Origin of the sequence: Candidatus Anaeroferrophillus wilburensis, from assembly GCA_016934315.1 — a bacterium.
Taxonomy (GTDB): Bacteria; Desulfobacterota; Anaeroferrophillalia; order Anaeroferrophillales; family Anaeroferrophillaceae; genus Anaeroferrophillus; species Anaeroferrophillus wilburensis.
Map to the genome: position 1 here is coordinate 1 of JAFGSY010000005.1, position 22,597 is coordinate 22,597.

Annotated in this window: 22 protein-coding genes; 16 read left to right on the forward strand and 6 right to left on the reverse strand. The window is 55.1% G+C overall.

Translation table 11 applies throughout. From position 1 onward, the window contains the following. The first annotated feature begins 205 nt into the window (after positions 1-205). The 9 genes from JXO50_00445 to JXO50_00485 all read left to right on the forward strand — a co-directional run bounded on the left by JXO50_00445 (position 206) and on the right by JXO50_00485 (position 8,944). Positions 206-1,594, forward strand: a complete 1,389-nt coding sequence (locus tag JXO50_00445) for an alginate export family protein (GenBank protein ID MBN2331554.1) — start codon at positions 206-208, stop codon at positions 1,592-1,594. Next, the gene (locus tag JXO50_00450; protein MBN2331555.1) at positions 1,579-2,244 is read left to right on the forward strand and encodes a DUF1684 domain-containing protein; all 666 of its coding nucleotides are present in this window, start codon (positions 1,579-1,581) and stop codon (positions 2,242-2,244) included. The genes JXO50_00445 and JXO50_00450 overlap by 16 nt, the downstream gene beginning before the upstream one ends. Before the next feature lie 89 nt (positions 2,245-2,333). Then, positions 2,334-3,611: a 2-hydroxyacyl-CoA dehydratase gene (locus JXO50_00455; protein MBN2331556.1), complete on the forward strand. Its 1,278-nt coding sequence runs from the start codon at positions 2,334-2,336 to the stop codon at positions 3,609-3,611. A 15-nt stretch (positions 3,612-3,626) separates the two neighbouring features. Continuing rightward, positions 3,627-4,376, forward strand: a complete 750-nt coding sequence (locus JXO50_00460) for a 3-hydroxyacyl-ACP dehydratase (protein ID MBN2331557.1) — start codon at positions 3,627-3,629, stop codon at positions 4,374-4,376. Positions 4,377-4,611: 235 nt separating this feature from the next. Then, positions 4,612-5,547, forward strand: coding sequence for a DMT family transporter (locus tag JXO50_00465; GenBank protein ID MBN2331558.1), 936 nt, complete (start codon positions 4,612-4,614; stop codon positions 5,545-5,547). A 14-nt stretch (positions 5,548-5,561) separates the two neighbouring features. Further along, positions 5,562-6,554: a methyltransferase domain-containing protein gene (locus tag JXO50_00470; GenBank protein MBN2331559.1), complete on the forward strand. Its 993-nt coding sequence runs from the start codon at positions 5,562-5,564 to the stop codon at positions 6,552-6,554. A 34-nt stretch (positions 6,555-6,588) separates the two neighbouring features. Further along, entirely contained in the window at positions 6,589-7,005 is a 417-nt protein-coding gene (locus tag JXO50_00475; protein MBN2331560.1) for an acyl-CoA thioesterase, read from the forward strand. A 59-nt stretch (positions 7,006-7,064) separates the two neighbouring features. After that, positions 7,065-7,934, forward strand: a complete 870-nt coding sequence (locus JXO50_00480) for a 4Fe-4S binding protein (protein ID MBN2331561.1) — start codon at positions 7,065-7,067, stop codon at positions 7,932-7,934. A gap of 53 nt (positions 7,935-7,987) precedes the next feature. Further along, positions 7,988-8,944, forward strand: coding sequence for a hypothetical protein (locus JXO50_00485; GenBank protein ID MBN2331562.1), 957 nt, complete (start codon positions 7,988-7,990; stop codon positions 8,942-8,944). A gap of 23 nt (positions 8,945-8,967) precedes the next feature. On the opposite strand, the gene JXO50_00490 is transcribed toward JXO50_00485, so the two are convergent. The 3 genes from JXO50_00490 to JXO50_00500 form a co-directional block, all read right to left on the reverse strand. Beyond that, entirely contained in the window at positions 8,968-9,162 is a 195-nt protein-coding gene (locus tag JXO50_00490; protein MBN2331563.1) for a hypothetical protein, read from the reverse strand. Between the two features lie 256 nt (positions 9,163-9,418). Beyond that, positions 9,419-11,002, reverse strand: coding sequence for a 4Fe-4S binding protein (locus JXO50_00495; protein ID MBN2331564.1), 1,584 nt, complete (start codon positions 11,000-11,002; stop codon positions 9,419-9,421). Between the two features lie 17 nt (positions 11,003-11,019). Further along, positions 11,020-11,931 (reverse strand): DUF362 domain-containing protein, encoded by a 912-nt coding sequence (locus tag JXO50_00500; protein ID MBN2331565.1) that lies wholly within the window; start codon positions 11,929-11,931, stop codon positions 11,020-11,022. A 405-nt stretch (positions 11,932-12,336) separates the two neighbouring features. Here JXO50_00500 and JXO50_00505 point away from each other — a divergent pair, with 405 nt between their 5' ends. Then, a complete protein-coding gene (locus JXO50_00505) occupies positions 12,337-13,167 on the forward strand; it encodes a DUF4405 domain-containing protein (protein MBN2331566.1) in 831 nt (276 codons plus the stop codon). A 123-nt stretch (positions 13,168-13,290) separates the two neighbouring features. On the opposite strand, the gene JXO50_00510 is transcribed toward JXO50_00505, so the two are convergent. Then, entirely contained in the window at positions 13,291-14,631 is a 1,341-nt protein-coding gene (locus tag JXO50_00510; protein MBN2331567.1) for a hypothetical protein, read from the reverse strand. Positions 14,632-15,112: 481 nt separating this feature from the next. Between JXO50_00510 and ettA the strand changes: the two genes are divergently transcribed. Next, positions 15,113-16,798: an energy-dependent translational throttle protein EttA gene (gene ettA / locus JXO50_00515; protein MBN2331568.1), complete on the forward strand. Its 1,686-nt coding sequence runs from the start codon at positions 15,113-15,115 to the stop codon at positions 16,796-16,798. 276 nt (positions 16,799-17,074) lie between these two features. Here ettA and JXO50_00520 read toward each other — a convergent pair whose 3' ends face one another. Further along, positions 17,075-17,560: an amino acid-binding protein gene (locus tag JXO50_00520; protein ID MBN2331569.1), complete on the reverse strand. Its 486-nt coding sequence runs from the start codon at positions 17,558-17,560 to the stop codon at positions 17,075-17,077. Between the two features lie 410 nt (positions 17,561-17,970). On the opposite strand from JXO50_00520, the gene JXO50_00525 reads away from it, so the two are divergent. The 3 genes from JXO50_00525 to JXO50_00535 all read left to right on the forward strand — a co-directional run bounded on the left by JXO50_00525 (position 17,971) and on the right by JXO50_00535 (position 20,963). Next, positions 17,971-19,557 (forward strand): peptide chain release factor 3, encoded by a 1,587-nt coding sequence (locus JXO50_00525; GenBank protein MBN2331570.1) that lies wholly within the window; start codon positions 17,971-17,973, stop codon positions 19,555-19,557. A 260-nt stretch (positions 19,558-19,817) separates the two neighbouring features. Beyond that, the gene (locus tag JXO50_00530) at positions 19,818-20,249 is read left to right on the forward strand and encodes a hypothetical protein (protein ID MBN2331571.1); all 432 of its coding nucleotides are present in this window, start codon (positions 19,818-19,820) and stop codon (positions 20,247-20,249) included. A gap of 336 nt (positions 20,250-20,585) precedes the next feature. Further along, on the forward strand, positions 20,586-20,963 hold the full coding sequence (locus JXO50_00535; GenBank protein ID MBN2331572.1) for a desulfoferrodoxin: 378 nt from the start codon (positions 20,586-20,588) through the stop codon (positions 20,961-20,963). Positions 20,964-21,064: 101 nt separating this feature from the next. Here JXO50_00535 and JXO50_00540 read toward each other — a convergent pair whose 3' ends face one another. Then, the gene (locus JXO50_00540) at positions 21,065-21,586 is read right to left on the reverse strand and encodes a ferritin family protein (GenBank protein ID MBN2331573.1); all 522 of its coding nucleotides are present in this window, start codon (positions 21,584-21,586) and stop codon (positions 21,065-21,067) included. Positions 21,587-21,919: 333 nt separating this feature from the next. Here JXO50_00540 and JXO50_00545 point away from each other — a divergent pair, with 333 nt between their 5' ends. Together JXO50_00545 and JXO50_00550 are read left to right on the forward strand one after the other, a co-directional pair. Further along, a complete protein-coding gene (locus JXO50_00545; GenBank protein MBN2331574.1) occupies positions 21,920-22,099 on the forward strand; it encodes a 4Fe-4S dicluster domain-containing protein in 180 nt (59 codons plus the stop codon). A gap of 51 nt (positions 22,100-22,150) precedes the next feature. Beyond that, entirely contained in the window at positions 22,151-22,594 is a 444-nt protein-coding gene (locus tag JXO50_00550; GenBank protein ID MBN2331575.1) for a phosphatidylglycerophosphatase A, read from the forward strand. The last annotated feature ends 3 nt before the right edge of the window (positions 22,595-22,597 follow it).

Here is a 22,597-nt window from a genome sequence, read left to right on the forward strand (position 1 = left end):
GAACAGACATCCTGATCCATACCTGACACATAAACAGCAACCTCAGGGTACTGCCAAGAAAAAAGCGAAAGATTATTGACACAACCAGGTATTATTGATAATAACAGTTGGACATTGTGTTTCTTTTCACGTAAATCCATTGGCCAGTGATAAGGCCATCAACACGCTGATGGTCCGCTAATGAAAATAAAAAAGGGAGGAGAAGATGAAAAATCGAGTTGTTATGATGTCAACGGCGGCGCTCTTTCTGGTGATTCTGCTGACACTTCCGGCGGTCTCTTTCGCCTACACGTTCCTTGATTGCGGTGTCTGTTCATCGCGCAAGGCGGCGAAAGAGAAAGCGGAAAAGGATAAGCTGACCTTCGGTATGGAAACCAGGCTCCGCTATGAGTACCTGGACAATATCAATTTTTCCTTTTATGGCGACAATCCGCCGGCCGGTGCGGGCACCGACGGCTTCCTGACCGGCAGAGTGAGGGCCGGCATCGACTACCGTCCTGTTGAACGGATACATATCGCCTTGTGGGGTGCCTATGCCGATGCCTGGGACTATGACAGCGACGAGCTTTTTGATAACAAGCGCACCAGCCGCTACAAAGAGGACCCTGACCTCTACCTGGCCTATGTGGAATTTGAAAACATCCTGGATCAGGACTTGAATATCAAGCTTGGCCGGCAGCGCCTCGATTATGGTGATTTCCGCGTTCTGGGACTGTGCGACTGGGTCAACACCGGCCCCTACCTGTGGGATGCGGTGCTGGTTTCCAAACGGTTTCCCAACGGCTTTGTCGATATGTTCTACGGCCGGACGGTCTATCAGGATGAACATGAATTCAGCCTCAACCGGCGTCACTGGTATGAAGGGGCGGGGGTCTACAGTCATTGGCAGCTGCCCAAGGGGATGCCCTATATCGCCTTTGAACCCTTTTATATCATGAAGTGGGATGATCATGAGAACTACAATGGCGGTGCCGGAGATCTGGATGACCAGTACCTGGGCATGCGCAGCTACGGCCGTGATCTGGCCGGCTTCGATTATGACCTGCTGTATGCCAGGGAGTCGGGTGATATGGGAGGCCTGGACATCGATGCCTACCATTTCAACGTCCGGGTGGGATATCGTTTTGCCATGCTGCCCTGGTCGCCGCGGCTGAGTTTCGGCTACACGGTCAGTTCCGGTAATGATTCTGGCACTGCCGACTTCGAACAGTACCAGACTGCTTTTGGCGTCTGGGGGGCAGCCTATGGCCAGGAATACAACATGTTCAGTTTCAAGAATTTTGAGGATTATCAGCTCAGCCTGGAGCTGAAGCCCCTGGAACCCGTCAAGGTGGAGCTGCATTACCATGACTACAAGCTGCACGAAAGCGGCGATTCATGGCGGTCGCTGGCCAACGACGGAACGTTGGGCGATGATGTGGGTGACGTGTTTGAGCTGGAGGTACGGTACGCTTTGTCTGACACGATGAGCATCGGCCTGCAGGCGGGGATGTTTGTGCCGGGGGATTATGCCAAGGACCGGACCGGTTTTGACGATGAAGCGACCTGGATTCTGCTGGATTGGGATTATCGGTTTGATTGGAAACTACTCTAATGATGGAGCTGGCGGTATTCTCACCTCGTTGGCGGGGGCGGCTCATGGCCGGCATTCTGGTGGTGCTGTCTGCGGCAGCTTTCCTGTTGCCGTCCCCTGCCGCCAGGGCGGCGGCGCCAGGGGAGTTCTATGCCGGCCGGATTCAAGCCTATCGCCAGAGCAAGGATGCTTATTTTCGTGATCATGAATGCTCACCTCTGGCGGGGGCGGCAAAACATTCGTTTGTGGGGCTTCCATACTACCCTGTCGACCCCCGGTTTAGAGTCGCTGGCACCTTTAAAGCGTATCTGTTTGCCAGGAGCAGGCGGTCGCCGGCTGCTGACGGTGGTGAACTGAAGATCCGCGAGGTGGGCAGGTTTCTGTTTGATTTTGACGGGCGTCAGCATACCCTGCTCGTCTGGCAGGCTGCCGGCCAGGATCGTCTTACGGTTGTTTTCAGTGATGCAACTTCCGGTGCTGAAACCTACGGTGCCGGCCGGTTAGTTGACCTCCAGCCCCTAGCCGGCAATCGCTACGAAGTTGATTTCAACTATGCAGCCAATCCCTATTGCTGCTATAATCACGATTTCCAGTGCCCCCTGCCGCCGGCGGGAAACCGCTTGCCTTTTGCCGTCCAGGCCGGGGAGAAAGTGGTGCCCGCCAAGCCCTGATCAGGTCAGAGGCGGCATGGTTGCCATAACCTCCTGCGAGGAAAAACCAACAATAGTGTTGATAGCATAAGATGCTAAGGAGCGTAATGATGAGTAGCGATTATACTGCCATGTGGCAGGAACTGGGGCTTGATCTGGAAGCCCATGATGCCCTGCTCGAGGCGTTGAGCAGTAGTTATCAGGATATTTTTCTGAGCCAGAAAAACCGTCCCCAAGGGATGCAGTACCTTGATTTCGTCATGAGTGAGGTCCACGGGCTGCGGATCAAGGAGCTGCTGGATGCCCGGCGTGCCGGCCGGCCGGTGGTGGGTTCCTTCTGTGTGTTTGTACCCGAAGAGATCATCCTGGCGGCGGATGGCATTCATGTGGGCCTGTGCGCCGGGGCGGAGTTCGGCACCGAGGAGGTGGAAAAAATTCTGCCCCGCAACACCTGTGCCCTGATCAAGTCCGCTTTTGGCTTCAAGCTCAGCCGGGTCTGTCCGTTTATCGAGGCTGCGGACATGGTGGTGGGGGAAAACACCTGCGATGGCAAGAAAAAATCCTACGAACAGCTGGGTGAACTGCTGCCCAATCTCTATGTCATGGATCTGCCCCAGCAGAAGACTGCCGCCGGCAAACGCCTGCTGCGCGAAGAATATGTCCGTTTTCTCCATGCCATGGAGGAGCTTTCCGGGATCACCATTGACGCAAAACGGCTGCGAAGGGGGGTTGAACTGGTCAACGCCAAGCGTGCTGCCCTTGCCCGCCTCAACCGTCTACGGTCCAGCCGGCCGTCACCCATTTCCGGTCTGGATGCCCTGCTGATCAACCAGGTCTCTTTTTATGACGATCCGGTTCGTTTTACCGGCCAGATCAACAGTCTCTGCGATGAACTGGAGGCAAGGATTGCCCGGCAGGAGGGGGTTGTTGCCGGCACGACTCCCCGGGTCCTGCTTTCGGGCTGTCCCATGGCGGTTCCCAACTGGAAGATTCCCATGCTCATTGAACGTTCGGGGGCGGTGGTGGTTGGTGAGGAATCCTGTGTCGGCGAGCGCGGCAGCCGCAACCTGACCGATGCCTCCGGGGCTACCGTTGATGCCCTGCTGGATGCCATTGTTGAGCGCTATTTCGCCATTGATTGCGCCGTGTTTACCCCCAACCGGGAACGGGAGCAGCATGTGGTGGAGATGGTGCAGGCGTACCAGGCGGATGGGGTTATCCACTATGGTCTCCAGTTCTGCCAGCCGTATCTCATTGAATCGATGCCCATGGAGCAGCGGTTGACCGACCAGGGAATCACCACCCTGCGGATTGAAACTGATTACAGCATGGAAGACCTCGGTCAGCTGCAGACCCGCATCGAGGCGTTTGTTGAAATGCTTGGTTAAGAGGAGTTTTCCGCGATGCGTTGTGCCGGTATAGATCTTGGTTCCCGAACCATTGAAGTGGTGATTGTCGAAGACGGCCGCCTGGTGGCCAGCCGCCAGGCGGAAACCGGTTTTGCCCCCGATCGGCAGGCTGCCAGCCTGCTGGCGGGGGAGTCCTACGATCGCCTGCTGGCCACCGGCTACGGCCGCCACCTTTTTGAGCAGATCAACGGGACGCCGACGGTTACCGAGATCAAGGCAGTGGCGGCCGGATTCCATGCCCTGGCCCCCGAGGTTGATCTGATTCTGGATATCGGCGGCCAGGATTCCAAGGTTGTTGCTCTTAATCAGACGGGCAAGGTGATAAAATTTGAGATGAATGACCGCTGCGCCGCCGGGACCGGCAAATTCCTCGAGCTGGTGGCCATGACTCTCGGTTTCCCCCTGGATGCCTTCGGCCAGGAAGCCCTCAAAGCGGAAAAAACTCTGCAGATCAACAGCATGTGTGCTGTTTTTGCCGATTCAGAGGTGACCTCATTGATCGGCCGGGGAGAGGACCGGCGTGCCATAGCCCTTGGTCTGCACCGGTCGATTGTCAATCGGGCAGTCGGCATGCTGAAGCGGTTCAACCTCGACCGCTCGACGATCGGTTTTGTCGGCGGGGTGGCTTGGAATCCCTGTGTCCACCGGCTGCTGGAGGAGCATCTACAGAAGATTGTCCATATTCCTCCCAACCCCCAGATTGTTGCCGCCTACGGGGCCGCCTTGCTGGCGGCCGGCGGTTAGCCCGACCACTTTTCCTTGAACCTGTTTTTTTGACGGGGCACCATCCTCGCGCCAACCCCTCCATGACTTTGGGGCATTGGGGTTTTTTATGTCGCTATGGTATTTTTCTGCCGCTGAAAGATATTTTCCTGCCGGCCAATATATGATATAAGGTATATATCTATAGAATGAATTGCTGCCTGTCTGATGTTGCAGGAGATGTCAGGGGGCCAGCAATGATCGACCGGGTCAATGTATGATAAAAAAACTGTTCCCCTTTCTGTGTCTGATCCTGGCAACCTTGTGCTGGGGTGGGAACTTTGTTCTCGGCCGCCTGATTCACAGCGATATTCCCCCCATTGCCTTGAATTTCTGGCGCTGGACCGGCGCAATCATCTGTCTGCTGCCCATTTCCGGGATTAAATTATGGCAGTACCGCAGCATCATCAGGCGCAACCTGGGCATCACCACCATTCTGGCGGTTACCGGGGTGACCGGTTTCAACAGCTGCATCTATGTGGCGCTCCATTCCACCACGGCGATTAATGCCGCCCTGATGATTGCCACTGTACCGCTGATGGTGCCGCCCCTGTCCTTTTTGCTGTTGAAAACACCGCTGACTATTTCTCAACTCATGGGTACCGTTGTTTCTCTGATCGGCGCCCTGATCTTCATCACCCACGGCAAGCTGCTGCAGATTGGCAGTCTCCAGTTCGTCAGAGGAGATTTTCTCGTGCTGACCGCTGCCTTCCTCTGGTCAGTCTACACGGTGCTTTACAACCGTCGTCCAAAAGATATCCCCCCCATCGATTTCCTGCTGATTATCTCCATCTGGGGGACGATCATTCTGTCGCCGTTCTATATCGGGGAAATTGTGCTTCACGGCGGCTTTCCCGTGAATGCCGCCAATCTGCTGGCCATTGCCTATGTTGCCGTTTTTGCCTCAGTGGTGGCCTTTATTTCCTGGAACTACGCGGTTTCCCAGATTGGCCCCAATAAATCTGGGCTGTTCGCCCACTGCATGCCGCTCTTCAGTACATTGCTGGCGATATTTTTTCTCAAAGAGAAGCTTTATCTCTTTCATCTGGTGGGAGTGGCCTTTGTGGCGGTCGGCATAGTTGTTTCCTCGCGGGCCGGAATCAGGGTTGCTAGCGTTGGCACGGAGAGTCCGACACCTGGCAATACAAATTGATAGTGGAGGGTGGTGTGAATAAAGGCTGGAACGCCGGTGCCCTGCTCACCGCTTCAAGTGCCTACTGGCGCGGCTGTACCCTGCAAGCCGGGGTCAGGCTGGGCATTTTTACCATAATCGATGATCAGCGGTTGTGCGTTGCGGAGATTGCGGCACAGATTGAGGCTGACGAACGGGGTACCGAACTGCTCCTCAACGGCCTGGCAGCGATGGGGCTGCTGGAGAAGGAGGACAGCCATTATGGCAATAGTGCTCCGGCGCGGCAGTTTCTCTGCCGTACCTCTTCCGATTATCTTGGCCATATCATTCTGCACCACCACCATCTTCTCGATGGCTGGGCGCAACTCCATGAGGCGGTGAAAACCGGCCTGCCGGTGGAAAAACGCAGTTATGGAGAGGAGCATGAGCGGGAAAGCTTCCTGTTGGGGATGTTCAATCTGGCGGTGGTCATTGCTCCCCGGGTGGCCGCCCGGATCGATCTTGCCGGCCGCCGACGTTTGCTTGATCTCGGGGGTGGCCCGGGCACCTATGCGATCCACTTCTGCCTTGCCAACCCGAATCTGGGTGCGGTTATCTATGATCTGCCCACTACCCGCCCCTTTGCCCTGGAGACGGTGGCGCACTACGGTTTGAGCGACCGGATTGACTTTGTTGCCGGCGACTGTCTTGCTGCCCCCCTGGCTGGCGGACCTTTTGATGTTGCCTGGCTTTCCCATCTGCTGCACAGCAACAGTTATAATGACTGCCAGCGGATCATTGATAAGACGGTGGCGGCTCTGGCGCCGGGTGGTCTGCTCATGATTCATGAGTTTATTCTTGATGACACCAGGGATGGACCGGAATTTCCGGCCCTGTTTTCTTTGAATATGTTGATCAACACCTACGGCGGCCGGTCATATTCGGAAGCGGAAATCCGTGGGATGCTGCTGCAGGCCGGGGTCAGGGATGTTGTCAGACATCCCTTCCAGGGGCCAAACAATTCGACAATCATGGTCGGGATTGTCTGACAATACGGCATAGTGAAAGGCGGTATACCAAGTCATGGTAGAGAAACGGAAATTTTTCCTGAAGCTGCCGGTTCGCTTCAGAGACCTTGATGCCATGGGGCATGTCAATAATGCCACCTATTTTACCTATATGGAGGAGGCCAGGAAGGAATTTTTCGGCGCGGTGTTCAATAGTAGCTCGCCGGATGATTTTCCGTTTGTCCTGGCCAGCATCTCCTGCACTTTTATCCGTCCTGTCCAACTGCGGGAGAGTATGCTGGCGGCGTCTGTCTTGGTTTCCCGCCTGGGGGGCAGGAGTTTTACCTTCAACTATGAAATCTACCGTCCTGATGATTCCGCATGGCTGTTTGCCACCGGTGAATCGGTCCAGGTTTTCTATGACTATAAGCAGGGTCGCAGCATGGCAATGCCTGATCAGTATGCGGTGAAACTGAAACAGTATCTCTGGTGATTTTTCTGACGGATTTTCTTTTATAAGCGTTTTTACTGAGCATTAAAGGATGATGGTCTATGGCTGAAACCAAAGTTGGAACCTTTGTGGTTTATTGTTCTCCGGCAGGGACGACCGGGCATGTTGCCAAGGTGATCGGGCAAACCCTTGCCGCCGCTGGTGACCAGGTGACCTCACTTGATCTGGGCAGGGATCGCGGCCGGGCAGGTGAGGTCCTGCGACAAATCGCCGATGCGGCTGGCAATGTCTGTCTCTATATTGGTTCGCCGGTGTATTCCTCCCACGCCTTGCCGCCGGTAATGGAATTTATTGCCCGGTTGCCACGGCGCGACCTAGGGTATGCCGTGCCCTTTGTCACCTGGGGGAAGGCGACCAGCGGTCTGGCACTTTATGAAATGGGCAAAAGTTTGAACGCCCAAGGTTTTCCGGTGATCGCTGCGGCCAAGGTGGTGGCGGTTCATTCCCTCATGTGGCAGGTGGAAAACCCGGTCGGCCAAGGCCATCCCGATGCGGCCGACGATGCCATGGTCAGGAAACTGGTTGGTGACGTGAGGGGAAAGATGAGGGGGGAGAGGCCATTGACCCCTCTGTCAGATATGGCGCTGGCCTATCAGTCGCCGGCCGCCCATGAGGAGATGATGAAGTTGAATCTCAAGGTTGCCCGCACCATTCTGCCCAGGCGGCTGGTCAGTGAAAAGCAATGCAGCCAGTGCGGCGTTTGTGTCGATGAGTGTCCCGGAGGTGCCATCACCCTGAATCCTTATCCTGTCTTTGATGACGATTGCTGCATTCTCTGTTTCAACTGCATGAGGCTGTGTCCGCTGGAAGCCATCTCTGCTGATCTTACCCCCATCTATGACCGCATAGAGATGCGGGGCAGACAGGCGGCTGAACAGCCTCTGTCGCAGCTGTTTCTTGATGGTGACTGAGTGTTGCCCCCGCAGTTGATCAGTCACTTTTGAACAGTTCCTCTGGTGGAAGAGTGGAAGAACCGGTTCCCATAGAGATAATTGCGGCAGAATCCTTGGGAGTTCGCGGCATGTGCTGTCTGGTTGCCGCTGGTACACGGAGGATTCTCATTGATCCGGGTATCGCCCTGGGATATGAACGCCACGGCTTACTGCCCCACCCCTGCCAGGTGGCTGCCGGGATCCGCATCCGTGAGAAGATTCTGCAAGCGATTCACAAGGCGACGGATGTTGTTTTCAGCCATTTCCATGGAGATCATATTCCCCTTCGTGGGGCCAATCCTTACCAGCTTTCTTTCCGGCAGCTTCCCGGCTGTTTCCAAAAGCTGCACTGCTGGAGCCCGGCGGCAGCGAAGATGACGCCCCGTATGCAGCAGCGGGCCGAAGATTTGACCGCCCTGTTGGGGGCTTCCCACATGAGGGCTGCTGTCGGGCATATTGCAGGTCCCCTCCGTTTCTCCAAACTGCTTTCCCATGGTATGCCCGGGGGCCGTTTCGGCAACATCATGATGACCCGTATTGAACTTGGAGGCGGACAGGTATTTGTTCATGCCAGCGACACGCAGCTTCTGGACGAGCAGGCCGTGGAGATAATTCTTGACTGGCAGCCTTCCGTTGTCCTTGCTGCCGGCCCGCCTCTCTACCTCCAGTCACTGGCTGCCAGCCAGCGAAAAAAAGCCTGGGAGCATGGCGTCCGTTTGGCCAGGAATGTGGCGGTCCTCATCGTAGACCACCATGTGCTGCGTTCGGAGCAGGGTATTCTCTGGCTTGAGAGGTTGAGCCAGACGGTGGGGAAAAAGGTCTATTGCGCTGCCGATTTCATGGGCCAGCCACGACTTCTGCTGGAAGCAAGGAGAAGGGAGCTTTACAGTAAGATGCCAGTTCCTGAGCAATGGCACCATGACTATGCCCATAGCAGGATTGCCGTTGAACCCGGTACTTTTGAGCGCTGCATCGGGCTTTTGGCCTGATTGCCAGCTGGTTCTTTACCTTTTTATTCCCGGATCATCCTGGTGCCGCACTCAGGGCAGTTTATCTCATAGCAGGGACGACCAGCCAGATGTGGAACCCTGGTTTTGCATTGGGGACAGACACACTGCCCCCCAGGCCCTGCGGCCAAAGGACCGCCCATCATTCCCTTTCCACGTCGGCCGCCGCTGGGCGGTCCCAATCCATCTCCTCTAGGCATGATCGTTCTCCTTTGCTGCTGTTTTTGCCGGTGGTTATCTATAGAAAACCTAATCGGCATGGCCGGTTTGTCAAGTTTATGGTCTTTCAAAGGCAATCCAGCCGGGATTGCCACTCTGGAGGATTTGATCCGTTTCGGGGGCAGGGTGGGTATTGGCAACCCCGAGTCCGGATGCCTGGGGTTGTTCGGGCCGATAGGCAGCTGATTTTTTCTGAAAGCAGGTGAAAAAAACTGGCCTCTACCGCCAGATTCCTTGCTATCCATATCCTGCCGATGCCACCGGCAATGCTTTGTCTGGGCTGCGGGTTTCCCCGGCGTTGGTGATCCGGATGGCTGCCGCCCCCGGCAGAGGGCACTTGTGTTCACAGATGCCGCAGCCAATGCACAGCTCAGCCACCACAAACGGTTGCTTGACTTGTACCTGCTGTCCCCGGTCATTGGTTGCCATGGTTTCGTTGAACTTGATCGCCTTGTCCGCCGTCGGGCAGTGTTCCTCGCAGACCATGCAGGGGATTCCCCTGGCATAGGGCAGACAGCGGTTTTTATCGAAAAAGGCCTGGCCGATCTTAAAGGTATGTTTTTCCGTCAATTGCAGTTCCCGGATGGCGCCGGTGGGGCAAACCTGGCCGCACAGGGTGCAGTTGAATTCGCAGTAGCCGAGCCGGGAGTCAACTTTCGGGCTGAACATCCCTTCGATGCCCGCCTCGAGAAAGACTGGCTGCAGGGTGTTGCCGATGCAGACCTTCATGCACTCGCCGCAGCGGACGCAGAGGCTGAGAAACTCCTTTTCGCCCAGCGCTCCCGGCGGTCTGATCAGCCGTTGATTGGTAACCTTCGCCAGGCCCCGGACATTGGTAAACAGCGGCAGCAGGGCGCCGGCAGTCAAAGACCCGAGGAAAAACCGCCGTGATCCAGAGTATCCGGTTTGAAGTGTAAGTGGTTTTTTCCAGTTGAAAATTATGGTGCTTCGCGGACATTTGTCAAGACATTCAAGGCACAGGGTGCAGGCAGCCATGTCGATATGGCGCTGTTCGTCGATGGCTCCCATCCGGCAGATGTTCCGGCAGGTGGTGCATCTGCCGCAGGCATCATTGCCGCCAGCACCGTTCATAAGGCCGAATCGGGCCAGCAGTCCCAGTAAAGCTCCCAGGGGGCAGAGATTGCGGCAGAAGAAGCGCCGCTGATTTAGCTCCAGCAGAAAGACGGTTGCCAGGATGGCCATCGACAGGTAGACAAGGTGGTAGTGTTTCTGGCTGAAGGGCAGGATGGTCGCCTGCAAAAAGTCATAGAGTGGTTCAGTAACCAAGTTCACCAGGGCGGGAGCCTTCTGGTAGGTGAAGGTGAAAAATGAGGTTGCCGCGTGGTTTATTGCCGGTTCAACCGCCAGTGTCAGGCCGCGCACCAGCAGGGAAAAGGGGTCCAGGTAGCCCACCAGGGGCAGGCCGAAAAAGGCAGCACTCAGCAGGAAAGCCAGAATGCCGTAGCGCAGCCGGGGAAACCGGGTGTCCAGTGCCGGATTGTGCGATTTCAGCAGGGGGTGGACGAGGTCGATAAGGGTTCCCAGGGGACAGGCCCAGCCGCAGAAAAAGCGGCCCAGGAGCAGGGACAGTGCCACCAGAATGAGGGCCGGCAGGAGGAGCAAAACAACGCTTTTAGCGGCCAGCATGACGGCGGTGGCAATCAGTGGATCAAAGCGGAAGATGATGTTGACGGCATACTCAAGTTGGTCGGAGCCGGTGTAGTCCGTCTTGCTGAACAGAAAGAGAAAGAGCAGCAGGCAGACCGCCTGGCTCAGCTGCCGCCACCGTGAGAGAGGAATGATGTGTTTGCGGTTTGCCATCAACTGGTCACCAAAGACTAAACTTCAATGATTTGCAGATTGTCGATGGTCATCTCGCCGAGCCCCAGGTCATAAGCGGCTTTGGTTGAGGCGATCTCCTCTGGTTTGAGGCCGAAGAGGGTGGTGGCGTAGGCATCGGCGGCTACCGGGTCTGCCGAGGCGATGACGGTGTTGCTTATTTGGACATCGTTCAGGCTGCCCCCCTGGGGACCGTTTCTGAGCAGCATCCTGGTGGCGTCGATGACTGTCAGGGTTGGCCGGACAACGGTGGCCAGATCAGCCAGTTTCTGCCCCAGGTTGAAGTGAAGTTTACCGCGGTTGCCGCCGATTACACCCATCGAGTTTTTCAGTCCCAGGGTCAGCCGACTCAGGCCGTGGTGCTTGGCCACCGGTACGTTGATGTAGCTGTCCGCTTCCAGGACATCCCGATAGATCTCCATCCGGGAAAGGGATTTGCCTCTTTCCAGGTCAACAGGGACAAACTTCCGCTGATCAATATGCTCAAGGGAAACTTTTTTGTTTTTCAGCCCTTTCAGGGTGTCTTCGATGCCGCTGTTTTTATAGCAGCGCCGCTGTTCGTTGCAGGTGCGATCAAAAACCTGCACTTTCGCCGCCCCCGCCTCCAAAGCGTGTTCCACCAGGGCTTTGACCACCAGTGGGTGGGTATTGGCTGCCTGCTCCGGTGAGCGGTCCCAGCCGATATTGGGTTTGATTACCACTTTATCCCCCGGCCGGATAAAGGCGTTCATGCCGTTCAGTGCTGCCAGAGTTTTTTCCACCAGCAAGCCGTAGTCGATGTCTTTGCCCACTGCCAGCCGGGAAGTGGACGATTGACCGGCAAAGGCTGTCGACACCCTGAAGCGGGGAATGGTGACCGTCAGGCCGGCGGTCCAGAGAAATACATGGTGCAAGAAGGTACGTCGATCCATGGCAGCCTCCGTTATCTATTGGGTTTTGTCTGCCGGGCAGCTGAATTTTTTTATCGCACCTTTGGTTTTTTTGACTTTTTTTATCAGTCCTTCAATGCCGGCCCGCGCGTCATTTTTTTATGAGGTGGGGCGTCCGGTGATGGTTCAAAGCGGTTTTGGGTGCCGGACGAATCACCTGGATGGTGATTCGCGGCGGACACCTCGGAGCCGGCCAGGAATGGCCGGCGAGAATGAGCGTGAACCATCACCGGACGCCCCACCCCTCACAACCATTGTACGCCAGAAATAATGTCGTGCAACGGTTGACATGAGAGGCTTTGCCTCTTACTATTATGGTCAGGATATGGCGATAGTATAATCATTATCTGTCGGATGTCAACGGTAAGAACGAAAGAGGGCATAACTATGAATGGTAGAAAAATCACCTCCCTGACCTTGGTGCTTTCGGGTATCTTACTCCTGCTCACCAGCATTATGCTCTACATCTCTCCCCACGGCCGGGTGGCCTACTGGACTGACTGGCACCTGTGGGGGATATCAAGACCCCAGTGGGGCAGCCTGCACATCAATCTTGGCCTGCTTTTTTTGCTGGCCGGGGTGCTCCACGCTTTTTACAACTGGAAGCCGATTATGGCTTATCTGAAAAACAAGGCTAGGGAGTTGAGAGTTTTTACCCTTCATTTCAACCTGGCTCTGGGACTGGTGCTGGTGGTCACCCTGGGAACTTATTGGGAAATGCCGCCCATGAGTTCAGTTATCGGGCTTGGCGATCTGATCACCGCCGTTGCTGACGAAAAATATGGTGAGCCGCCTTACGGCCATGCCGAACTTTCCTCGCTGAAAATGTTTGTTAAAAAGACAAATCTTGACTTGGAAAAGGCCAAGGAACTGCTGCAGGCAGCCGGAGTGGAACTGGCTGGTGACCAGCAGACCATCGGTGATTTGGCCAGAGCCAACAAGATGACTCCAAAAGCGTTATATGCGATCATGAAACCGGCGGAGATTAAAACCACCGGCATGGTATTTCCCGATGCTCCGGCCCCCGGTTTCGGCCGCCGGCTGCTGGCCGATGTCTGCGCCGAGTTCAACCTTGATCTTCCCACTGTGGTCCAGAGCCTGAAAGCCCAGGGGATGACCGTTGACCCGGCAGCCAGTATTATTGCCATTGCCGAGCGTAACGGGGTCAATCCCATGACTGTCTTTGAAATTCTCCGCCAGGTGGCAACTGGTTCATAGCGATGTGCCGGTGGGTGGAAAAGTTCAGGAGCGGCGGCCTGCAGGCCGCCGTTTTTTTATTGGCTGGGGAATGGCATAACAAAATGTTTGCGAGAAAAGGGGCTGCTTTGAGATCGCTGCCGGCTAGAATGTCTTACGGGTGTTGGCGATTCCTGTCTTGCTTTCATCGGCGGGAATGAAAACCGTGGAGCCATGAAAGTGGCATTGTTCGCAGAGGATCTTGTCTACTCCGCCCGCACCATGGCAGAAAGCGCAAGATTTCTGTAGATAGGGTGCATCGGCATTGAGGTGATGGATGTTGGAATTGCTGCTGATGTGGCAGCTGACGCATAATCCATCCATGGTCGGGTTGGTGCCTACTGTTATAAGTCCTTTTGCCGAGAGGATGATATCCTGGTTGTCAGGCGGGGTGGCTGAGAATATGATGTCGGCGTTGGGTGGTTTGCCGTTTACCGCCCGGCGGACCAGAAATGAGTTGGGCGAGCCGTGGGCCTCGTGGCAGTCGAGGCAGGAGAGGGTATAATTGGTCTGGTCGGCATAGAGCGCTTCATAGGGGGCTACAATGTCCCGTGAGGTGCTGCCGGTTGCTGGGTTGATGCCGTGCTTGTCGCCGCTGCTGCTCCAGTCAAGATGGTAGAGGTTGCGGCCCAGGGGCGTGCTGGTAATGGTGGTGCTGGTGTTGTGGCAGTCACTGCAGAAGGTGACAAAGTCCGGGGTCAGGGAGCTGTCCTCCGTGGCAGTGCCTCCTGGTTCATAACTGGGGGCTAGGGATATCACCGGCGGCTGATAGTCATAGTTGTCCATTCTTTCGCTGGCATCAGCTCCCCAGAGGCTGTTATGGTCCGTCGGCCGGGAGATGGCGGCTAAAGTAGGGTCGTCAGGATCAGAACAGTTGCGCTTGGCCAGATGGGGATTATGGCAGGCCAGGCAGGGGTTGGTGTCGCTGGTGAAATAGCTGCTGAACTGGGTTTGGGAAAAATCCCAAAGATCATAGAGGTTGTGATAGGTGTCCAGGTTGAAGGCCTCGAGAATTCCTGCTGGAGTGCCAACGGTTGAGCTGCCGAAGGTAGTGGCGTAGTCTTCGTTGGTGATCCCCCCGGATTGCAGGGAGCCGCTGCCGGTATGGCAGTAGAAGCAGAAGTTGTCATTCTGGTTGTAGGGATTGGCGGTGATGGTAGTGTCAAAGGTGTCGGCGAAGAGGGCATAGGGTGAAGGCCCGTTGAGAAGCGCCGGTGGTGAGGGTTCGGAACCGTCGATGCTGGCGTGCTGTTCGTGGCAGTGAACGCAGTTGCCGATGCAGTAGGGGGGGATGGCAACCCCTGTCCGTCGTACGCCGGCGGTGGCATGACCATGGGCGGAGTCGGCGTAGGGGCCGGCCGCAACAGGCGTGGTGATTATCGCAATGTTCAGGAAGGTTGCCAGTGAGCAAAAAAAGATCCAAAATTCTGCATGCTTGTGTGCCATGGTGATCACCTTATCGATGATAGAGATCGGCCTTGGTTGCTGCCTGGTAAAAAATTCACTAAGTGTAGCCGGTTGGTCGCTTTTTTTCAAGCGCTAATTGTTTTGCCTCGCAGGGCAGGCAGATGCTGCGATAATTAATGCTTGCCAAGTGCCAGCAGGGAGATTATAACGGCCTTTGCCGTTGGGCCGCGGTTTTTATGGTCGGCGTTGGTTCGAGGATGTCCGGGGTATGGTTCACGCCCATTCTCGCCAGCCATCCCTAGCCGGCTCCGAGGTGTCCGCCGCGAATCACCATCCGGGTGATTCGTTCGGCGGCCAAAACCGCTTTGAGCCATACCCCGGACATCCTTGGAGAAGAATGTTTTGTTTCCGGCTGCTGGACCGTCACCGGGTGCCGGGGGGGGGGGGACGCTGCTGACGAAATGATGACCGTGGAGACAATTTGCGGTCGATGAACTGCAATGAAGGAGAACAGATAGTCATGAGTACGGAACCGAACAAGATCATCTATTCCATGATCAAGGTCAGCAAGCGCTATGACAATAAGCCGGTGTTGAAAGATATCAGCCTGTCCTATTTTTACGGTGCCAAGATCGGCGTCTTGGGCCTGAATGGCTCGGGGAAATCAACGTTGCTGAGGATTCTCGCCGGGGTCGAGCAAGAATTTGACGGCCAGACCACCATCGCCCCAGGGCTGACGGTTGGCCTGCTGGAACAGGAGCCGAAGCTGGATGACTCCCTCACCGTCCGCCAGGTGGTGGAACAGGGTGCCCAGGAAACCGTCGATCTGCTGGCGGAATTCAATCGCATCAACGAACAGTTTGCCGAACCCATGTCCGATGATGAGATGGAAAAGCTCATCGCCCGCCAGGGACAGGTCCAGGAGAAGCTGGACGCTCTGGATGCCTGGGACCTTGACTCACGGCTGGAAATGGCCATGGATGCCCTCCGCTGTCCTCCCGGAGAGGCGGAAGTCAAGGTTCTGTCCGGCGGCGAGCGGCGGCGGGTGGCCTTGTGTCGGCTGCTGCTCCAGGAGCCTGATATCCTGCTGCTGGATGAGCCCACCAACCACCTGGATGCGGAAACGGTGGCCTGGCTGGAGCATCATCTGCAGCGTTACCAGGGGACGGTTATTGCGGTTACCCATGACCGCTACTTTCTCGATAATGTGGCTGGCTGGATTCTTGAACTGGACCGGGGCGAAGGGATTCCCTGGAAAGGCAATTACTCCTCCTGGCTGGAACAGAAGGAAAAACGTTTGGCCCAGGAGGAGAAGGAGGAGTCCAAACGGCGTCGGACCCTGCAGCATGAGCTGGAGTGGATCAGGATGAGTCCTAAAGGGCGGCATGCCAAAGCCAAAGCCCGCATCAAGTCGTATGAGGAGTTGCTGGGCAGCGCCGGGGAGCAGCGGACCAGGGATTTGGAAATCTACATCCCCCCCGGTCCACGGCTGGGGAAGATGGTGATTGAGGCGGATAGCCTTGCTAAAAGTTTCGGCGACCGTCTGCTGTTTGAAGGATTGACCTTTTCCCTGCCACCGGGGGGCATTGTCGGGGTCATTGGTCCCAACGGTGCCGGCAAAACCACCCTTTTCAACATGATTACCGGCAAGGAAAAAGCTGACAAAGGAACCATCCGCCTTGGCGAGTCGGTGAAGCTGGCCTATGTGGACCAGAGCCGTGATGACCTGAACCCTGAGGATAGCATTTGGCAGGCGATTGCCGGCGGGCAGGATATCATTCAGCTCGGCAGCCGGGAGATGAACTCCCGCGCCTATGTCGGCCGTTTCAACTTTTCCGGTGCCGAACAGCAGAAAAAAGTCGGGTTGATGTCAGGGGGGCAGCGAAACCGGGTCCACCTGGCCCGGATGCTCAAGGAGGGGGCCAACGTTATTCTCCTGGATGAGCCCACCAATGACCTGGATGTCAATACTCTGCGGGCCCTGGAAGAGGCACTGGAAAATTTTGCCGGTTGTGCGGTGGTGATCAGCCATGACCGCTGGTTTCTTGACCGGATTGCCACCCATATCCTTGCTTTTGAAGGGGACAGTCAGGTGGTCTGGTTTGATGGCAACTATTCCGACTATGAAGCCGATCGCAAGGCCCGCCTGGGAGCAGCGGCCGAGCATCCCCACCGGATCAAGTACCGTCACCTGACCAGGGAGTAATAAGCGATTGAAAAGCGCGGCAAGCCGCCAGGGTTCAGGCGGCTTGCGGTTTTGGCTGCCGGACGAATTACCCGGATGGTGCTTCGCGGCGGACACCTCGGAGCCGGCCACGGATGGCCGGCGAGAATGAGCGGCGGCCTGAACCCTGGCAGCTTGTTGACATAACCCCTGTGATTACGTTGTGCCGGTTTACCATGCCGGCACAACGATAGCAGGATGTAAAAAAGGCACCGGCCATAATGGCCGGTGCCTTTTTGGGGGAGGGGGGCTGTTGTCTCAGTCCTTCTGAAAGGCTTTGGCCGCCATGTCGATATCTTCCGGACAGAAAATGAACAGGGTTTTTCCTTCAGCCGGGGAAACCGAGCCATAGACATAGTTGATATTGATGCCCGCGTCACCGATCTTCTGGGCGGTGGCCGCCAGTGACCCGGGGTGGTTCTCCAGCTCAAGGGCCATCACCGGGGTAATCTCATAGAGATAGCCTCCCTGGGAGAGGAGGTCGAGGGTTTTGTCGGTGTCATTAACCAGCAGCCGGACCAGAGCGTAGTTTTCCGAATCCTTCTGGATCATGCCGTAACTGGCGGCGGTGGCATGGCGTTTCAGGGTTTTTCCCCGCGCTTTGAACAGCTCATTGACATAGCTGGTGGCATCCTGGATGGTGATGGCGTCAATATTGATCTTGTTTTCGGCCAGCATCAAGGTCAGCCTGGCCAGTTCTCCGGGGGCGTTTTTCAGAAAAAGGGAAATTTCCGTGCGAACCATATTCTACTCCTGGACTGCAAATGAATTTAGGCAAATGAATGATTATCCTAATACTTAAGCTGTTTCATGATTTGTTGTCAAGGGCAATAAGCATGATGATCATATTTTATTGCTGTCTGATGGGTTGGTTTTGGTGCTTGGTCAAAAAGAAGAGAGAAGATGAAGACAGGCGCAAGCGTAGTGATGCATATTTCCTCAAGAGACTATTATTGCCTGTGCTGCCTGAATTCTCTTCGCCACCATACCTGTGCGAGTGAACAACTCGTCATCTGCCAATAATTCCATTGCATTGTGAGCGGTTTTGCGGTATTCTTCAACATACAAACGGGTCCTTCTCAATAAGGGGCCCGCTTTTTTTATTGCCGCTGCCCCCGCAAGGGATCGGCGGAATGTTCGGAGAGGTTTGCAGGGTGAGCAGGCAACATACAAAAGAGGTGAATCGGCGGCGGACGTTTGGCATTATCAGCCATCCTGATGCCGGGAAAACAACCTTGACCGAAAAACTGTTGCTGTTTGGCGGTGCCATCCAGCTGGCCGGGGCGGTAAAGTCGCGCAAGGCGTCCCGGCACGCCACCAGTGACTGGATGTCCGTGGAACAGGAACGTGGCATTTCGGTGACTACTTCCGTAATGCAATTCAACTACCGCGATCTGGAGATCAACCTCCTGGACACCCCCGGTCACCAGGATTTTTCCGAAGATACCTACCGGGTGCTGACTGCGGTTGACAGTGCTTTGATGGTGATCGACAGCGCCAAGGGGGTGGAGCCCCAGACCAAGAAACTGATGGAAGTCTGCCGGATGCGCAACACCCCCATCATTACCTTCATCAACAAGCTCGACCGGGAGGGCATGACTCCTCTGGACCTGCTGGCGGATATCGAGAACAGCCTGCAGATTGAGTGCGCCCCCCTCTCCTGGCCCATCGGTATGGGGAAGAATTTCAAAGGGGTCTACAACCTCTACCGCAAGGAGCTTCTCCTCTACGCCCCGGGTCGTGATAGCAGGGCGCAGGGCGGAGTGGCGATCAGCGATCTTAATAATCCCCTGCTGGATGAACTGCTGGGCCGTCAGGCGGATGAACTGCGGGAGGAGATTGAACTGCTGGAAGGGGCGGCCAATCCCTTTGAACTGGAACACTATCTGAAAGACAACCAGACGCCGGTCTTTTTCGGCAGCGCCATCAATAATTTTGGCGTCCGGGAACTGCTGGATGCTTTTGTGGAGATGGCTCCGGTTCCGGGGCCTCGAATGGCCCGTGAGCGGGAAGTATCGCCCCTGGAGGAGTCTTTTTCAGGTTTTGTCTTTAAAATCCAGGCCAATATGGACCCCGCCCACCGCAATCGCATCGCGTTTCTGCGCATCTGCTCCGGTACTTTCAAGCGGGGTATGAAAGTGATGCACCACCGTCTGGGCAAAGAGGTGACCATTGCCAACGCCATTATCTTTATGGCCCAGAACCGGGCCAACGTCGAGGAGGCCTATCCCGGTGATATTATCGGCATCCACAACCATGGGACGATCAAAATCGGCGATACCTTTACTGATGGCGAGTTGCTCAAGTTCACCGGCATCCCCAATTTTGCCCCGGACCATTTCCGCCTGGTGCGGCTGAAAAACCCCTTGAAGGTGAAACAGCTTCAGAAAGGACTGACCCAGCTGGCTGAGGAAGGGGCGGTGCAGGTTTTCCGTCCCCTGGTGGGTGGTGACTACATTCTCGGGGCGGTGGGGATGCTCCAGTTTGAGGTGACCATGGCCCGCCTCAAGGCCGAGTATGGCGTTGATGCCGTGTATGAACCGACCGCCCATGTGACGGCCCGCTGGCTGGCCTGCGGTGATAAAAAGAAGTTGGATGCCTTTGTCAAGAGCAAACAGACGATGCTCGCCCGTGACGCTGAAGGCTATCTGACGTACCTGGCTCCAAGCCAGTGGCGGCTGGATATCGACCGGGAGGACTGGCCCGATATTGTCTTCAACAAGACGAGGGAGCATGACTGATTGCCGGCAAACCATTGACTGCTGTTGTCGGTTCATTTGGGAGGGTTGCCGACGATAGCGACAAAATCCCCCCAATAAGCGGGAAATAGCCCATTTTTTTGTTCAGTAAGCCGGGAGATCACCTTCCCGGTTTTTTTTATACTGATGAAATTTCTTTTAAATTCGAGTAGTTAGAGGGAATATTTCTTTCTGGTTGCCGCTGGCATCGGCATTGCATTACACCCATGTGATATGAGTAATTGCCATGGGGGATCGTGCTGATGATGCCGAATATTGAAAAGCTGCGGATGATGCTGGATCATTTTCCGGATAAGGTTTCGGTTCAGGACAGTCAGCGTCGGGTGATTTTCACCAACTGGACAAAACCGGAATGTTTCCAGAACGGTGCGAGCGCTGACCATCCCTATTGTTACAATATCTATATGAATGCCACTACCCCTTGTAAAAACTGCATTTGGGACAAGTTGATGGCCACCGGCGAACCTCAATGGGGATATAAAAAATATCTGAATGATGGCAAAATCAGGGAGGTCTACTCCTATCCGCTTGATACAGGCACCGGCAAAGTTGATTATGTTGTCCAGCATATTCGTGAGCTGGATGCACCGTTTATGGCTGGTGATGTGCGGAATGCCCTGCAGTGTGAACTGAAGGAGACGCTGGAGAAAATTTTCGCCGCCATTTTTGTCTAGCCACCCCTGCCGATTTTCTGAAGCTCCAGCCTTTTCATCGCGCTTCACCGCCATTGTTGTAGCGTATGGCAAGTCCCGCCTTCCTTTTTTCTGACAGCGGATTTCCCCCTTGTCCTGTACCTTCATGGTGCCTTTCCCGGCCGACCAGTCGCATGTGTCTGGTCGGCTCAATACGGATTTTTCCTCCCAGAGTGCTCATATCGCCTTAAAACCCTTAAAGAGATTATTTTTATCTTCTTTTGACTTGACAAATGTGATGATGTTTACTAGTGTTTTATAAATCAAAGGTTATCTTGTTGTTGCATTGGATGCTAACCGGTTCTTAAGGAGGTAGTCATGGCGGAAAAAGTAAATGAAATTTATCGGTGCGAGATCTGTGGTAATATGGTGGAAATTCTTCATTCAGGAGTTGGTGAGATTATCTGCTGCAACGAGCCCATGGGTCTGCTGGAGGCTGGGGTTGTGGATGCTGCCAGGGAGAAGCATGTCCCGGTGATTGAGAAAGAGGTCGGTGGCTACCGGGTAAAGGTTGGCAGTGTCGCCCACCCCATGGAAGAAAAACACTATATTGCCTTTATTGAACTACTTGCAGACGGCAAGGTGTACCGTCAGGAGCTCAAGCCCGGCGACGCGCCGGAGGCCTTTTTTGCCATTGACGCAGCCCAGGTGGAAGCCCGGGAATACTGCAATATCCATGGCCTGTGGAAGGCCTAGAACTGCAGCGTAGAACCTTGTTGATCGATAGATGCACAATAAATAAGCCCGGCTGATATGCATATCAGCCGGGCTTATTAGTGCGTTGGAAAACCCTGTGTTTAAGCACCATCCAGGCCGCCGTGTTCCATCTGCTGGAACCACTGGGCCGGATCGATGAAGTAGGCTTCGGTGTCCTTTAAGGATGCCAGATGTTCAGCTTCAATGCTGGCCAGCAGGGCGAAAAAGGCCTTTTCCTTCTTATCGTCAGAGGCATCGCGAAGTTTTTCATAGAACATTACTCCTTCTGCTTCAAAGGCAATGGCTTTGCGCACCGCTTCGAGGTCGTCATCATCTCCCGGCTGCATCGTATCAACCTGCTCCAGGACCCCCTTCAACGTGTTGCTCAAGTTCGAGTTGGCAACGGTCAGCGGTACGGTTGCCGGCCATTGTTCCTGCCGCTGCCACTTTTCCTGCAGTTGTTTAAGCCGTTCATAGTGCTCCAGTTCCTCATCGGCAATCTGCTTGAACATTGCTTTGCCAACCGGGTTCGTGGTGCGTTCAGCATGCTTGAGATAGAATTCCCGTTCGGTCATTTCGTTGTTCAGGGCAATCTCCAGGGCGTTTAACCGTTTTTCTTCCATCCTCTCCTCCTTTGACTATGGTGATAACCGGCGGCCATGGTTGGCCCGGTTATATGTTTCCTTGCGTGTCCTCTAAAGCATTGACAAGCCAGTGTCAATGCTAACAACTATAGCAGATCGGACTTGTGTCTGTCCAAAAAATGTTGGTGTCTTTTATGGCGGGTGGTTGTGTTGAGGCGTCAATGAGGTTCCGAAGACCTGGAAAGAGGGACATTCATTGTCCATTAATAGTAATGATAGTTAATAATATCAATAGAATAGACGGTTTTTGGTGGTCATTTCTGGTGGATATAGGGATTGACAAAATGGCCATAGTTGGGTAGGAAAGATCGCATGTATCCGGTTATTAAAAGAGAGTTATGCAGCCTTTGCGGCACCTGTGTAGAGGTTTGTCCCTCCGAAGTCTTTGCCTGGCAGGATGATGCGCCGCTGGTTGTCGCGCCCGAAGAGTGTATTGAGTGCAGCGCCTGTGTGGATAATTGCCCTTCATCGGCAGTTGTTCTGGTGGAATAAGGGGGGTATCTGGTGAAGCACTGTTCTTTTCGCGGGGAGGGTCGGGAAACCCTGACTGTGCTGCTCGCCAGCGGTTTTTTTGTCGGGGCAGTACCGGTGGCTCCGGGCACCTTTGGTACCCTGGTGGCCGTTCCCTTGTGGTGGCTGGCCGGCTTCCTTTCACCGGCCGCTTTTTTTCTCTTGCTGCTGGGGGTTGTCATCCTGGCTGTCTGGGTGGCGGCTGAGACTGAGAAGATTCTGCAGGTGCCCGACAGCGGTGTTATTGTGATTGATGAGATCGTCGGTTTCCTGGTGACCACGGCCTTGCTGCCCTTTACGTGGCCGACCTTGATTGCCGGTTTCCTGCTGTTTCGTTTTTTTGATATTCTTAAACCCTTTCCCGTCTGCTGGGCGGAGGAAAAACTGGCCGGCGGGTGGGGAATTGTTGCCGACGACCTGCTGGCCGGGGTTATGGCCCATGCGGTCTTACGCCTGATCATGCTGATGATGGGCTGAAGG

Coding starts and splice junctions, on each gene's coding strand:
- JXO50_00480 (MBN2331561.1), top strand. CDS start 7,065: ATGGCTGAAACCAAAGTTGGAACCTTTGTGGTTTATTGTTCTCCGGCA.
- ettA (MBN2331568.1), top strand. CDS start 15,113: ATGAGTACGGAACCGAACAAGATCATCTATTCCATGATCAAGGTCAGC.
- JXO50_00505 (MBN2331566.1), top strand. CDS start 12,337: ATGAATGGTAGAAAAATCACCTCCCTGACCTTGGTGCTTTCGGGTATC.
- JXO50_00490 (MBN2331563.1), bottom strand. CDS start 9,162: ATGCCTAGAGGAGATGGATTGGGACCGCCCAGCGGCGGCCGACGTGGA.
- JXO50_00445 (MBN2331554.1), top strand. CDS start 206: ATGAAAAATCGAGTTGTTATGATGTCAACGGCGGCGCTCTTTCTGGTG.
- JXO50_00510 (MBN2331567.1), bottom strand. CDS start 14,631: ATGGCACACAAGCATGCAGAATTTTGGATCTTTTTTTGCTCACTGGCA.
- JXO50_00475 (MBN2331560.1), top strand. CDS start 6,589: ATGGTAGAGAAACGGAAATTTTTCCTGAAGCTGCCGGTTCGCTTCAGA.
- JXO50_00535 (MBN2331572.1), top strand. CDS start 20,586: ATGGCGGAAAAAGTAAATGAAATTTATCGGTGCGAGATCTGTGGTAAT.
- JXO50_00460 (MBN2331557.1), top strand. CDS start 3,627: ATGCGTTGTGCCGGTATAGATCTTGGTTCCCGAACCATTGAAGTGGTG.
- JXO50_00545 (MBN2331574.1), top strand. CDS start 21,920: ATGTATCCGGTTATTAAAAGAGAGTTATGCAGCCTTTGCGGCACCTGT.
- JXO50_00465 (MBN2331558.1), top strand. CDS start 4,612: ATGATAAAAAAACTGTTCCCCTTTCTGTGTCTGATCCTGGCAACCTTG.
- JXO50_00530 (MBN2331571.1), top strand. CDS start 19,818: ATGATGCCGAATATTGAAAAGCTGCGGATGATGCTGGATCATTTTCCG.
- JXO50_00540 (MBN2331573.1), bottom strand. CDS start 21,586: ATGGAAGAAAAACGGTTAAACGCCCTGGAGATTGCCCTGAACAACGAA.
- JXO50_00520 (MBN2331569.1), bottom strand. CDS start 17,560: ATGGTTCGCACGGAAATTTCCCTTTTTCTGAAAAACGCCCCCGGAGAA.
- JXO50_00455 (MBN2331556.1), top strand. CDS start 2,334: ATGAGTAGCGATTATACTGCCATGTGGCAGGAACTGGGGCTTGATCTG.
- JXO50_00495 (MBN2331564.1), bottom strand. CDS start 11,002: ATGGCAAACCGCAAACACATCATTCCTCTCTCACGGTGGCGGCAGCTG.
- JXO50_00500 (MBN2331565.1), bottom strand. CDS start 11,931: ATGGATCGACGTACCTTCTTGCACCATGTATTTCTCTGGACCGCCGGC.